This window comes from Salinivibrio sp. MA440 (assembly GCF_001996265.1).
Classification (GTDB): Bacteria; Pseudomonadota; Gammaproteobacteria; order Enterobacterales; family Vibrionaceae; genus Salinivibrio; species Salinivibrio costicola.
Genome location: NZ_MUFI01000044.1, coordinates 17,933 through 32,126, shown reverse-complemented (window position 1 = coordinate 32,126; position 14,194 = coordinate 17,933). Strand labels below are relative to the sequence as shown.

The 14,194-nt window shown below is 43.5% G+C and carries 11 protein-coding genes; 4 read left to right on the top strand and 7 right to left on the bottom strand.

Annotation, left to right across the window (positions count from 1 at the left end; translation table 11 throughout):
• Nucleotides 1–337: 337 nt before the first annotated feature.
• Together BZG80_RS12835 and BZG80_RS12830 are read left to right on the top strand one after the other, a co-directional pair.
• On the top strand, nt 338–1,039 hold the full coding sequence (locus tag BZG80_RS12835) for a DUF2786 domain-containing protein (protein WP_021023265.1): 702 nt from the start codon (nt 338–340) through the stop codon (nt 1,037–1,039).
• Nucleotides 1,040–1,353: 314 nt separating this feature from the next.
• The gene (locus tag BZG80_RS12830; protein ID WP_077679523.1) at nt 1,354–2,367 is read left to right on the top strand and encodes an outer membrane beta-barrel protein; all 1,014 of its coding nucleotides are present in this window, start codon (nt 1,354–1,356) and stop codon (nt 2,365–2,367) included.
• Between the two features lie 85 nt (nt 2,368–2,452).
• On the opposite strand, the gene BZG80_RS12825 is transcribed toward BZG80_RS12830, so the two are convergent.
• The gene (locus BZG80_RS12825; protein ID WP_077577204.1) at nt 2,453–3,022 is read right to left on the bottom strand and encodes a gamma-glutamylcyclotransferase family protein; all 570 of its coding nucleotides are present in this window, start codon (nt 3,020–3,022) and stop codon (nt 2,453–2,455) included.
• A 110-nt stretch (nt 3,023–3,132) separates the two neighbouring features.
• Here BZG80_RS12825 and BZG80_RS12820 point away from each other — a divergent pair, with 110 nt between their 5' ends.
• Both BZG80_RS12820 and BZG80_RS12815 read left to right on the top strand, forming a co-directional pair.
• Entirely contained in the window at nt 3,133–4,620 is a 1,488-nt protein-coding gene (locus BZG80_RS12820) for a carboxypeptidase M32 (RefSeq protein WP_077679522.1), read from the top strand.
• 60 nt (nt 4,621–4,680) lie between these two features.
• Nucleotides 4,681–5,328: a HEPN domain-containing protein gene (locus tag BZG80_RS12815; RefSeq protein ID WP_077679521.1), complete on the top strand. Its 648-nt coding sequence runs from the start codon at nt 4,681–4,683 to the stop codon at nt 5,326–5,328.
• 406 nt (nt 5,329–5,734) lie between these two features.
• On the opposite strand, the gene BZG80_RS12810 is transcribed toward BZG80_RS12815, so the two are convergent.
• The 6 genes from BZG80_RS12810 to BZG80_RS12785 are packed head-to-tail and all read right to left on the bottom strand — an operon-like array spanning nt 5,735 to nt 14,151.
• A complete protein-coding gene (locus tag BZG80_RS12810; protein ID WP_077679520.1) occupies nt 5,735–6,562 on the bottom strand; it encodes a hypothetical protein in 828 nt (275 codons plus the stop codon).
• Nucleotides 6,562–7,038, bottom strand: a complete 477-nt coding sequence (locus BZG80_RS12805; RefSeq protein WP_077679519.1) for a hypothetical protein — start codon at nt 7,036–7,038, stop codon at nt 6,562–6,564. The genes BZG80_RS12810 and BZG80_RS12805 overlap by 1 nt, the downstream gene beginning before the upstream one ends.
• Nucleotides 7,039–7,701 carry a hypothetical protein gene (locus tag BZG80_RS12800; RefSeq protein WP_241833910.1) on the bottom strand — a complete coding sequence of 221 codons (663 nt, stop codon included), beginning with the start codon at nt 7,699–7,701 and terminating at the stop codon, nt 7,039–7,041.
• Nucleotides 7,702–7,709: 8 nt separating this feature from the next.
• Nucleotides 7,710–10,679, bottom strand: a complete 2,970-nt coding sequence (locus tag BZG80_RS12795) for an ATP-binding protein (protein WP_077679518.1) — start codon at nt 10,677–10,679, stop codon at nt 7,710–7,712.
• A gap of 8 nt (nt 10,680–10,687) precedes the next feature.
• Nucleotides 10,688–11,335, bottom strand: coding sequence for a YqfQ family protein (locus BZG80_RS16150; protein WP_241833909.1), 648 nt, complete (start codon nt 11,333–11,335; stop codon nt 10,688–10,690).
• Nucleotides 11,336–11,346: 11 nt separating this feature from the next.
• On the bottom strand, nt 11,347–14,151 hold the full coding sequence (locus BZG80_RS12785; RefSeq protein ID WP_077679517.1) for a molecular chaperone DnaK: 2,805 nt from the start codon (nt 14,149–14,151) through the stop codon (nt 11,347–11,349).
• Between the last annotated feature and the right edge of the window lie 43 nt (nt 14,152–14,194).

Here is a 14,194-nt window from a genome sequence, read left to right as displayed (position 1 = left end):
GGTCACGGTAATACGTTGGCTCTTTTTATCCACTTGGACAGAGTCGACAGTCCATGGCGGAATCAGTCCAAGGATCGCTTGATAGAGTGCTGTATCTTTCATCTGATTCAGGGCTCAAGTGCAGAGTGTTTCCTTATTGTCCAATTAATCGGAAAACTTGAAAAGAAACACTTTCCACCACATCCGGTGAAGAGCCATAGATAAACAGTTTTGGCCCTCTTTTTACACACGTGACAGCCAAACAACGTGCTCCGCCGAGACGCCCATTATAATCTCGCCTTTGTTGTCGCTTGCGGACGCGATACAATGCGCGTTTGTTCGTTATCGGGAAGTATGAATGTCAGATCCGAAAAGCAAAGCGCTCAAAAAAATTGCTAAATGTCTAGAGCTCAGCAATTCCGCCAATGTCAACGAGGCGGCGCAAGCGATTAAAATGGCCGAGCGGCTGATGCGGAAGCATGGTCTCGATCAGGACGACATTGACTTCATCAGTATGGGTAAAACGCGCTCTGAGAAGCTGTTGCCAGCGTCTATTAACCAATCGATCTTAAAAATTATCCGCGGCATCAATAGTCGCTTTGGCGTCGAGTGCGTATTGGTCAACCATAAAGGGCTCAAGCAGGCTGAATTTATCGGTGATGCCGACCGGGCTATTTTCGCGGCGTTTGCATTTGATGTGGTGTATCGCGATATGAATGAACATATTGGCCAGTTTCGTAACAGCTTCGCAGGCTCAGGCACCAGCACCCAACAAGTCACCCGCCGTGTTCAGTCCTTCACGACGGGCTGGCTTGAGGGGGCACTCGACAAATTGCCACAGCTTGATGCCCGAGACAGCGACGATAAGATCAAAAGCTATATTGATAAAGAGTTCGCCAACATTGACCGAGAGACATTTAAGCAGCAACTCAAAGACGCCATGGCGGCAATGACCGATGACTACGAACGTGGCATGAAAAAGGGCCGCGAAATTTCAGTTAGTCGCCCTGTGAGCGGTCAAGGCCCACAAAAGCGTCTAACAGGTAACACAAAATCATAACCACAACTCTGTGATAACCAACGCCTCTTTAATACTCTCTCATCACGTGAAAACGGCCGGCGATTTGTCCGGCCTCTGTCAGTATTTTCCCACCAATAAGACACTTGTGTTAAACACGTCAAATCATGGTCAAATCGCTTGTCGCCTATTGTGTTACACGCCTCTCAGGTCTAGCCTAGGATCCGTGTCACATTATCTATGTTCCGTCTGCCCGACTCGCTGGCAGTTACGATCGCATGGTCTAAGGTGACTCAATAACAAGCATTCACAATGCGTAAAATAAGATACTTCATATCCTTAGTTAGGAGAGTGGCATGAAAAAAGTCGTGACAGGTCTCGGCCTCTTACTGGCCGTCGCACCCGCAGCTTATGCACAGCAAGACAGTGGTCTTTACATGGGGGGTCGTATTGGGCCGTCGTTTTTAGAAGATAGCTGTGTGTCTGACACCGACTGTGGTGATCAAGAGCTCGGGGCAGGTATCATTACTGGTTATGATTTCAATGACTGGTTTGCGCTTGAAGGCACCTATGATTATTTAGGTCGCTTTGACACTGAATTCGATACCTTTGGTAAAGCATCGGGCGATCTCACCGCTCTGACACTTGCCCCCAAATTGTCGTATCACGTTAAGCCCGATACCGCACTGTACGGGAAAGTGGGCGGCGCGATGTGGAACTTTAACAGCAATGCCGGTGATCGCGACGATGTGTCGTTGATGGGCGCGATCGGTGTTGATCACCAAGCCACCGATAAACTCAACCTTCGCCTAGAATACCAACACATCAATGATATGGATGATGGCTATTTCTCAAGCGTTGATAATAACCTCGTCACCGTCGGGATGACCTATCACTTTGGCCGCACCGCCAGTGAGCCAATGACTGAAGCAATGGTTGAAGAGCCAGTTATGGCAGAGCCAGAGCCCGTTCAAGAGCCAGAGCCGGTTGCCGAGCCGCAATCAATTGTGCTCTCAGAGGCCGGCGAAACCGAAATGTTCGGCTTTGATAAAGCAACGTTATCTGAGCAAGCAGTCGCCTCCTTGCAGCCATTAGTTGACCGGTTGCTTAAGCATGAAGAAGCCACAGCGACGATTGTGGGTCATACCGACAGCCAAGGGCCTGCCGCTTATAACCAAACACTCTCTGAAGAGCGTGCACAAGTCGTTGCGGATGTCTTCTTAGACGCGGGCATTGCGGCTGAGCGCTTAACCGTGATGGGCAAAGGCGAGTCAGCGCCAACCGCCAGTAACGAGACTGCCGACGGTCGTGCGAAAAACCGCCGCGTGGAAGTCACTTCGCCAGAGTTCGTTTATGTGGACGTGAATTAATCACATCGACGATCGCATCATATAAATATGCAAAGGCCACCGCATTGTCGGTGGCCTTTTCTTATCATGAACAATCAATGACTGATTAACCGCGCGCTGTAAAAGCGGTCAAGTGCGCCTGCATCAACCGATCGATGTCTACTCTATCTTGATCGCTCACTCCTGCCACCCGTGGATACCTTGGCTCGGCGCGATCGTTATGATAAGCGCCTTCCCACCCCTGAGTGGTGGTTAAAAACGCGCGGGCAAAATCCGTTGAGTAGCGTAAACAGCCTGCCATGACCGTATCGACATAGGATTGGGCAATCGGCTTGTCTACGTCTGGGGTACGCTGCGTATCGGCAACATACACGTACACGGGGCCATCAAGCGTCACCTCTTCGGGCAGAGTGATGTTTGATTCAGCTAACTGTAACCGCTGATAGCCTGCCTCTCGGCGATCAAAGTCGGGCAATGACTGTGGATCGATGCTGACCAGCACCCCATTACATTGACCTTCACCTTGTAACACCACCAAAGGCGAAATAAACGCCTCACTGACATTGCTCCAATGACGACTTAGCCCGGTCACGGTAACCGGGCACGTCCATCCAGATTCACCGGTCAGCGCCCGTGACGCCGGATTCATTAAACTCCCGTACCCAAATAGATACATGACGTTGCAAACTCCTTTATTGCATAACCTGACAGAACGGTAGTGGCTGCCTTGCTTTTTTCATACAAATTGCCAGAATATCCGGCAATGTTGTTAACAAGGAAGTCATCATGGAACCACTCAATAAGCTCGAAGCCCACTTCAAACGGCTGTCACATTTTCAGCACCTTGCCGCAATCTGCGGTTGGGATCAAGCCACCATGATGCCAGATGGAGGGAATCAAGCCCGTGCCGACGCGATGGCAGAGCTCGCGCTTTATTGCCATCAACAAAGCACCCAACCTGAGCTTAGTGACTGGTTAGCAGAGCTGGACGATAAATTGGAGCAACTGACACCGACGCAAAAAGCGAGCGTGGCAGAGATGAAGCGCGAGTGGCAGCAGGCCAGCGTATTGCCTGACACCTTGGTCAAAGCCAAATCTTTAGCGGGTGCCAAATGCGAGCATGCTTGGCGCCAACAACGTCAAGATAACGATTGGGCAGGCTTTGCCAAAAATTTAAAAGAAGTGGTCGCCTTAGCGCGCGAAGAAGCCCATATTCGTGCGGACCAAAAAGGTTGTGCGCCTTACGATGCCCTGCTCGATCTCTACGAGCCAGGAATGACCGCTAATCGTGTCGATGAGGTATTTGGTGCGCTTAAAGCATGGCTACCGGAGACCATCCAGGCGGTAGTCGACAAGCAAGCGCAACAGCCGCCCCTTATGCCCAAAGGGCCATTTACCCAAGCACAACAAAAAGCCTTAGGTGAGCAGGTAATGCAGCAGTTGGGCTTTAACTTTGCACAGGGTCGTCTGGATGTCAGCACCCATCCATTTTGTGGCGGCGTACCCACTGATGTGCGCATTACCACCCGCTACGACGAGCAAGATTTTACCTCGGCATTAATGGGCGTGATCCACGAAACCGGCCATGCGCGCTATGAACAAGGGTTGCCTAAGGACCTGGCAGGCTTACCAGTGGGCCAAGCGCGCTCGATGGGCGTGCACGAAAGCCAAAGCCTGTTTTTTGAAATGCAGCTGGCCCGCAGTGAAGCATTTGCCACCTTGATTTGTCAGCGTGCTAAATCTGCCTTTAACCGCCAAAACGATCCCGCCTTTCATGTCGAGAATTTCCACCGCGTGTTAACTCAAGTCGCGCCCGGTTATATTCGTGTCGATGCCGACGAGGTCACCTATCCGGCACACATCATGCTGCGCTATGACATCGAGCGCGATCTGATCAGTGGCAACATGGAAGTTGATCATATTCCTGAGTGTTGGGACAACGCCATGCAGCAATACCTTGGCCTCAGCACCGCCGGCAACTATAAAAACGGCTGCATGCAAGACATTCACTGGACCGATGGCAGCTTTGGCTACTTCCCCACCTATACCTTGGGTGCCCTGTATGCCGCGCAATTGATGCAAGCAATGCGCCAGCAAATGGATGTGGATGGCATTATCGCCAGCGGCAATGTCTCACCGATTTTTGATTGGTTGTCTCAACATATCTGGCAACGCGCCAGCACCACCTCAACCGACAACATACTCAAGGATGCCACCGGCGAAACCCTCAACCCCGCCCACTTCCGCGAGTATATTCAAGGGCGGTATTTGTAAGCTCACACCAGCCCCAAGGCCCGAACGCCGGCCTTGGGGTCCCCACCAACGGGAGGCATTATGCCCAACTATGAAACACTTAAAACGAGGCAGCGCCAAGAGCGCGAGTATTATCCTGAAAATTTGTCTATTCGTGTACACCGAGCCCTCAGCTGGCTAAAACAAGCCGAGCAAACGGATGATACAGACAGCCAGTTTATTTTCTTATGGATTGCATTTAACGCCGCTTATGCCCAAGAGTTTGCGCAAAAACGTCAGTTTACCGAGAAAAACCTTTATCAAGGCTTTCTAGAAAAACTGATTCAACTCGATAAAGAAGCGCGTTTGACCCATTTAGTATGGCAAGAGTTTTCAGGCCCGATCCGAGTGATCCTCAATAATGATTATATCCTGCAAGCCTATTGGGAATATCAAGCCGGTCATATCACTGAAGACAGTTGGCAAGCTTCACGCAAAAGCGCCAAAGCCCGCGCGCACAAAGCCTTGGCAAACAGTGATACCGCAACAGTATTAGCCGCTGTTTTTAGCCGTTTGTATACGTTACGTAATCAACTACTCCACGGCGGCGCCACCCACGGCAGCCAAGCCAACCGCGCCCAGCTAAAAGACTGCGTATGCATGATGCAAAAAATCGTACCTTTAACCATTGAATTGATGATGGACGGCAACACCGCCACCTGGGGCGATCCTGTGTATCCGTTGGTGTGAGTGTGGATACTGACTGGTTGCAATACGTTGCTCCGTTTTAGCAAGGTACATACGCTAAGATATGTACCTTGCATAAGCGTTAAAAACGGGCTTAGGTGTAAAGTGCATTTGCACAGCCTCGAAAAGGACCATAAATACGCTTAATGAAACGTCTTTTTAGTTAGTACATAATGAGCGTAATCTTGTCCGATCGACATTTAGGACATACAAACTTCTTTACACGCATCTTGATTAAAAATGCTTGTCTATCGGATAGAATATAACCACATTCTTTACACGCTATATTTGATTTTCCAGGTGGTTTTATTGGCATATCTTTCCCGACTTTTAATATTAAAAACTCTCATGAATAACTATTTTCATTAGACAATTTCTCATCAGAATTGGTTATATTCAACCTTACAGTTCACAAAAAAACCACTGATGGCTTGATTACTTTATTGGTATTGGTGTTTACATAACCTCTGAGCAATACGTTTTGAATAGGACCGCTGGTATTCTTACTCGTATTGTGTTTGATGTGCTGTTGAGTATCGAATTCTATACCTTTAGTTACTTCCTGAAACGCGAACATCGGATAAGCCAAAATAAAGCGTTCGAATAGAGCATCAAACATCTTAATAACCCTATCTATATCGGCATTATCACCGTTAACCACTTCGTTTTTTATATAATCCCAAAGATTAGCAATATTCTTCTCTTGGATGCCACAAGCTACTAGCCCCTGCATGCTGGTATCCTTAAAAATGCCTCGTAACGACCCCTGAGTTTTTTCGCTTAACTCGTGATACAGTTGGCTGAGTAATATATCGCTTTCAAAGGTATGCTTATACTTATCTAACGCTGTATTTACCTCACTTACTTGTTCTTTCTTACTTTTAAGCTCAGCTTCCTTGTCACCCAACGCCTCGATCAGTTTTTTGTTATCTTCTTTAAAAGCAATAAGCTCCTCCTCTGTATTTTTCTTTTTTTGCGCTAGATCTTCATAAGCTTTAACTACATCGGAAAGTTCTTTCCTTAACACCTCAACCTGCTCTTTTTGTTCAGTCAGTGCCAGTTTTAACTCTTCATTTTTCTGACTGAGAAGGTTATATTCTTCAATTCCAACGGTATTTTTTTGTTCGTTCAGATGCTTATTACTGCTCTGTTTAGAACTCTCAACAATAGCAATAATTTTGTTTTTTACCGTTTCATTTTCCAGTGCAGATAATAAATCATTTTCGGAAATAGCCATTATTGTTGCCTTTTATAGCTGCGCGTTTTGTTAAGATAAAATGACTGAATACTGGTTTTATCGGAAGAAGAGCTATCGGAATCAGACAGGTTATCATCAACTATCGGCGCTTCGCTATAGGGCCGCTCCTGAATCACACTTCGATGCGCCAATTTGTCAATAGAATTTGGGAAGCACAAAGCTTCACAGTTCCGTAAGCAAAATTCATCGATAGCTAGTCGAACATCTTCTAAGTCATTATTAAACCGATCAGCGATGGTCACATCAGGGTCGATACTGAATTCTGGATCATCCCTAATCATGACAATCGCGATTTTTTCTCCCTCAACGTATTCAATTTTTTTCTTAAAGGTGTGCCAAAATTCAGATTTAGGAAGATATGCTTCTCCCTCAAATCGAATAATTTCTCTCTTGCCCAAAATAAGTCGATAGGCTTGCGCTTGGTCACCTTTTACAGAAACAATATAATCTGTCATCTAAGACTTTAACCTCATCACTTTATCTTCTATTTGTTCCACTGATAGGTCGGGATCGACCCTCTGATAGGCTGCGACCAATGCATCCGCATGTTTTCCACTTTCACTAACACTTAACTCATCCTTGATGTAAAGACCATAATCACCCGTCTCTAACTGCTTTTCTTTATATACTTTTATGGTTTCGATAATTTCTTTTGATTCGACACCCTGTTGAGCAACTGCCGCCAAAAAATCAGGCGTGACAACAGTATCTAGCTTTTCATTAATACCTTTTAATGTAATCGATGCACCAATCGACGAACGAGCCAATAGATCTTTCTCATCCAAATTATCAAACTTTTCCCGATCAATGGTCACGTCATCTTGCAGATAGTTAATGTAGTCATTAATGGTATCAAAGTCATCTGGCTTCATATCAGCCATCATGGCTTTTTCGCCAAGCTCTGCCATATCGGAGTTAGGGTTAATAATACCTAGACTAATACCAATCGCCTTGATCGTATCACCGACTTTTGCTGCCAGTTCCACTCCCATTTCAGCGATCTTCGTAGCGGTCGTACTTACCGCATCTGTAATTTTACTCGCCACACTACTGATTACGTTGCATGCGCTAGACGCTATGCTAGATAACGCTGAACCCAAGCTACTGAAAAAACCCATAACGCCTCCTAAACTTTAACTTTTAGATCTTTTCTGAAAGTATCATGGTGTCGCAATGTAATACGCACATCACGATCTATATACAAACTGTGTAAAAAATCATTTAGCAATTTTTGCCTGGCCTGTTCATCCACATTATCACCCGCATTATAGCAATTTTCATTAATAAAGTGACACATGAACTCCCATCCAAAACGGTCGATATAATATACTAAATCATCCTTTTTTTTGTCTTGACCTACGGCCTGACACCAAGCCCTTTCAATCTTACCATGTAAAAAATCAATAATATCGCGCTCGTTGGGTGGGGCGTTAAGAAATTCTAGGCCAGGAATTAATCCTGAACGATAGTTATTGATATAAAAGTTAAGTGCTAACTTTCTAATTTCATCTTCATCAATCTCTTCTTCATTGGTAGTGCTGATATACTCTTTTATTTGTACTTGCAGTGGTTTACTCATCCCAGAGCTCGATAGTAACACCCGCCCTGGTTCTAAGTTAGATAAGAAATCTTTTTGTTCATCCGTAAGCGCCATAGTGTTCCCTACGGCCTCTTTATCGTCTTTAGCAAATAGCTTATGGATAATTTTTGTGTTGGTGTTTTTAAGTACTTCGGGAGTGAGTTTATTAGGAATCTGATCGACAATAATTAAAGATTCGCCGTACTTTCTCACTTCAGCTAACATATCCGCAAAGGTTTCAACACCCTGCTTTTTATTCTGACTATCACCAACTTCAAACTTAGACAACAAACGATGCGCTTCTTCAATTAAGGTGATATGGCGAAACTTTTTCCCTTGTTTTTGATAGGCTCGATGATTAGCTCTAATCGCTTCATTTAGATTCGATAAAACGAAGCCCATGATCAATGATTTTTCACTCGGATTGCGTATTTCTTCCAACTCAAGAATAACATTTCTTTTTACCAGATCATTAAAGTTAATCGAGCGTGGGGTATCGAGCATGATGCCTTTCGCCCCAATTAATAAACCTTGTAACCTGGCTTTAATGGACCCAATATAATCTTGCTTAAGTCGGTCATCAAAACCTTGGCTAGCGACCACTTCTTCGGTCTTCAACACCAAATCACTTAAAGTAGGAAACGCATAGACGCCGTCAGAAAAAGGATCATCATAAAATCGGTTCGTCGAGGTAGCAATATCCCAACCTTTATCCTCATAGCACTGATAAATTGCCGCTTCGATTAGTTGAGGGATCGCTGCTTCCATATCGAATGAGGATTCAATACTGGCTTTTATCATATCAACACGAGAGGTGATATTCTCATGTGGGAAGAACTCAAATGGATTGAGTTTAAATGGCGCGATATTATTATTCCCTAAGGTGAAAATAATAATATCTTCATTGTTCTTGGCAAGCACCCTGTATTCAGTTTTTGCCGGTTCAATCACCAAAAATGGCATATCCGCAGAATCCAGTAGTCGCTGACAGGTTGTTGTTTTTCCGCTACCTGTCACCCCCGCGATAAAGATATGTTTATCTAACTCATTTTTATCTAAATGAACATCGACACCTTGAATTAAGCCACTTTTAACCAAATTACCAAGATAAAGCTGGTTAGGTTCCTCAATCGCTTTCGCTATATTCAACCCAAATTCAACTTCTTCTTTTAGGGTTAAACCGACGACTTCCTTTTGAGGTAAACCTGCCACCACACTTAACTCATTGGTGGAAAGCCAATTACAATCATAATTGTTCAATGGATTTTTAGCATGTAATAGATTTAACTGATTATAGCTTGATGAAATTTCCCAGTTGCTTTTCTTCAGCACTGGAAGTTGTAAGTTTCTAAACGCATTAACCTCTTTTTTGTTTGTCACACGCGTTACTGTCAGCGGTGACTTATTTGTCTCTTCGCCAGAAAATATCGACCGAGCCGTATTCCCTAATTTAATCGCACTGGCCTTGTTTTTGGCTAGCATATATATATTCGATAGATAAAGCCCTTTGTTTTTTCCAACTTGCACGCGATGCAATAGCACATCATCAATGTAATCAAGCCATTCTTGGATCGCTTTATCGGTAAACTCTCGAGACTCACTCGATGAAGTCCCTTTTTGTTCTGATGTATTACTACCTATGTTTTTAGCCACAGATGTCGAAGTCGTCGTGCCTTTATTTTTAGCTTCTGAACCACTTTTGTATTTATCATGATCGTTTGTGGTATAGCTATTGGAGGACTGCTTTTCTCCCCCCGTTGTGGATGTGCCTTCTGTTATAGAGTGAGTCTTTCCTGTATTTTGAGTAATGGTAATTCCATCATTTTTTCCGGTTGATGTTGTTTCCGAACTTCCCTCGGTTTCACCGGTTGTCCTTGCCTCATTTTTTCCATCTTGGACTGTTTTTTTCGCTAGGGGTAGCAGCTTGTTATAAATGGTATAAAGCTCTGACTCAATTGTTTTAATTTCTAATAATGACAAGGGATCGGCTAATACTGCAAAGCAGAACTCGTCTCCAGACATGATATCAACGAGTCGGTCTACACCTTGAAACTCCTCGTTATCCTCATGCACACTAGGAACCCCTTGCAGTCGATACATATGAGGAAAATCTTCCAATGCTTCTTTAACTTCGGAGCGTTGATTTTTATCCAGTTTTTCTACAACACTGCCTCTAAAATTACCTTCGATGGATGGTTTGAGTATTTTTTCACCAATATCATCTACATCTAAGACAATATTGCCTTGATACTGCTTGTTTTTAGCAATACCAAAATAAAAATACACGCTGTCTTTGGTACCCAGCAATAGATAGGTAAAAACAATACCTTGAACCGTTAATGCATTCAGTACATTTTCGAACGCTTCTTTTCGTGGTGAGTCTTCATCAAATGTCACTTCTTTGATGTGATAGAGCGAAAACTCATGTTCAAGAATATTAATGGGTTTTTCAAGCCCGAACTTTGTTTGTGTAATACTTGCATGCTCTTCAAGCAGCTCAATCAGTGATTTTTTCATTGTTGATCCTATCGTAAATTCATAACCGCGTTTTCAGCTTGTGTTGTGTCCATCTCGGGATCGGCGATCTGGTGTGCTCTTACTAATACATCACTGTGTTGATGCGCTTCTTGTAGACTTAATTTATCCGCCAAGTATTTCTCAAGATGAGCAGGTTCTAATTCAGTTTGCGCATAAGCCGTCATAATTGCCAGTGTCAATTTTGGATCAACATCAAGCCTACTTATGGAATTCAACAATGGCAGTGATATTTTTGACATCTGCATGTCCATATTTTCTGCAATGGCTTTAATGGCAATCGTTGTTCCAACAACATCGCGAACGGCAGTATCAACTGACGATTCATTCAAGTTCTGCTCTTCAACCTGAACATCGTGTTTAAGATAGTCAATATAATCATTGATTTTATCGAAATCTTCAGGTTTTTTATCTGCGGCCAGTGCTTTTTCACCTAGGTTACTGACACTATCACTGGGGTTAAATACCCCAGTGGCGACATTGATTGCCTCGACAGTATTCATTACTTTCGGTAAATTTTCTCCCACGGTTTTAATCACCATAGGTCCGTATTTAGCAACCATAGGCCCGACCGTTGCCGCGACTTTTGCTATTGCACTCACGATTGATGGGATCAGTGTAGGTAATAAAGCAATCATCGTCGTTCTCCTTAAAGTTCGATACGGTTGATTTCATTGAGGTATATGTCATTGTGAATATCGTCCTCGTTCGCAATGACGTACTCAATGGCAGTGGGCGAGACAACACGAATGAACACCAAGGCGTCATCATCCGTCGTGTCTAGCTTTATCACTTTCTTTTTGATACTCGTATCAGAAATCGCCACTTGGCCGGTACTAGTACTGGGTTGATCTGTATAAAAAATCTCAAAAGTTTGGTAATCCGCAAAAGTAAAGTCAATCCATTGATTAAAGCTAACGTCGCGTTCGATAAGCGGCTTAAATTTTTTCTTTCTATTCTCGCCAAGGTAATATTTAAAGCGAATATCATCGTCATTCACATTGTGGTCAATCACTTTAATTCGGCCACCTTCACGCGATTCGATCAACCCAAAAGCCACCCCAGTTTTACCGGTTGGCTTCTCAAGATCCTGGCTATCAACGCCAAGTGGCTGAAAAAGCTCAAACCGGCTTTCACCTTCAGCGAGCCCCATTTCTTGATGTTGCAACGCAATATGTTTATCAAAAAGTGCCCTTACGAAGCTCGATTGGCTCGCATTACCGGCCAAGAATATCTTCACATTAGAAATATCCGATAGCATATGTTGACGGTTACTAAATGCTAGCCGCAGTGCATCGAAAAAGTTTTCGACACCGCGCTCGATACGGCTTGATAAAATGGCGTTTAATTCTTGTTCATCGATTTGCAATCCAAAAGCCGAGTGCTGTACACCATTGACATCTGTGAGTGTCACTTGCAATTCACCTGATGCATCAAACGAAAAGTCGTCATGCTCTTCCCAGTAAGGCCGCAAGGCAATGCAAAGCTGTTTGGTATTTGTACGTGCCTCTTGCGAACGACTTAATAACTGCTCACTGCCCGCAAACGCATCTCGTTCTGGATGTTTCTCAAATTGAATCCCCTGCTCTAATAAGCTATTTTTGTTTTTCTTAAACACTTCAAAGGCAAGAAGCTCGAGTAAATTCTCGCCGCCTAAAAACTTATCACCGCCGGCACCAAAGTGTTCAATCACATAGTCAAAGCGACGCCGATCTTTCTTATCTGTTGGCTCACGATAAATGCCAAAGTCAAAATCTGTTGTACCGCCACCGAAATCGAAAACGCTATAAAAAATACGTTCATCGCCTTCTGGCTCGATATGGTAAGCTTGCAATGCCGTCAGTGCATAAGCCGCTGGCTCGCTGGCACCTTTCTTTACCGATATAGTATCGATTGTCTCTTTACCCAGCTCGGCCGGCAGCGATTTTTTAAGTCCATTTCTAAAGCTATGGATAATTTTGTCGCGAATAGCCACTTCATAGGTGACAGGGAAAGACAAAATGTAGTCCATAAAAATACCGTTATTCAGGTTATTGATATATAACCCTAAGTAATAGGCATAAATTTCAATGGGATTAAAATCTCCATCCTCAAGAGATAGGAAAGGCGGAAGATCGATGATCTTGCCATGCTGGCCGACAACCTTTAAGTTTCGGTTTTTATCCCCAGCCCACTGCTTTAGCGCATCAAGAAAGGTATTAAACTTGCTGGATTCGCTGCCTTGTAACGAATTTTGCGCTGTGTGAGAAATCGTCAGATCACACCAACGCGTATCGGGCTTGTTCTCTTTTTGATGGTAAGCGGTTAAAAATGCGTTGAGATTAACAAACTCCATAATGGTTGGGTTTTCATAGTGATGCGCTGCAATATCTTTGCTGAGATCCCCAGTACCAATCCGCATCGGATGAATGTTAACGTTATCTTTTTGATACGCCACAACTGTGCTTTTGGTACCAAAATCAATCGCTACAACCCCTTCATTAATGCTGCTTTTAGGATCACGCGCTACCAGTTTTTTAGCTAATGGCACTGTCACTGTATCACTGGTATCGAGCTCATCTTGCCATAAACTCCAATGCCCCAAGTCAGTATCTTCGATGATTTTTTGATGATAAGGGCTAAGATCGGCACGTTGTTTATCCTCATTTAGCAGTTTTCTAATGATTATATTTTTTTTCATTATTTTTAGTAAGTCATCGTCACCCTCTTTATTCACATATATATTAATTAGACTTTTATAACACTCATCATCAATAAGGGCGTTAGGCGTAAAACCACAAAGTAAAGCCTGAATAAAAATTTTCCTGCCAGCTTTTCCTTCTGAAAATCGAGAAAAATCTACGGGTAAGGAAAGCAAGGCTTTTTTATATTTTTTTGTATTCGATGAGAAAGCGTGAGCGTGAGCGTACAATCCTGAATAACGAGAAGGTTTAGTTGAAGATGAAATATGATGAGCCATACTGTTTTTATCAAGACGGCATGGGAAATCCGAAACATTCTCTAAAAAATCAGTTAGTTTTTTGGGCCGAACTTTTGAAGATAAAATACTCTCTAGGTGACTTTCATCAGGGATATTCCACCAATTTATCGTGTCATTAATTTTTTTATTCAGTTCCTGCTCAAGATGATTTTGAGCATCTGAACTACCCACTTCAACCGAGCATTCCACATCCTTACATAACCAAAAACGCCTTCGGTTTTTATCAAAATAAATATTGTCTTGGAAGCAAAGCCATCTTACAATTCCTGAATCATAGGTATCATTCGGCATTAAAGATTCATAACATTTATTTAGTGCATAGCCAATTTCAGTGCCATCATTTCGAGAGCAAATAAACAAATCGATGTGATAATTGAGTTTTTTTTCTAATTTTTCATTTAACTCTGATTCTAATCCAACCTGCTCAATGGTCTCTTTTGACAGTTTCCATTCCGATACTAATTTTGTATTCATCGTTTCCTCGATTCTGTTCATACTGAGAAATGTCTTCTCCGAT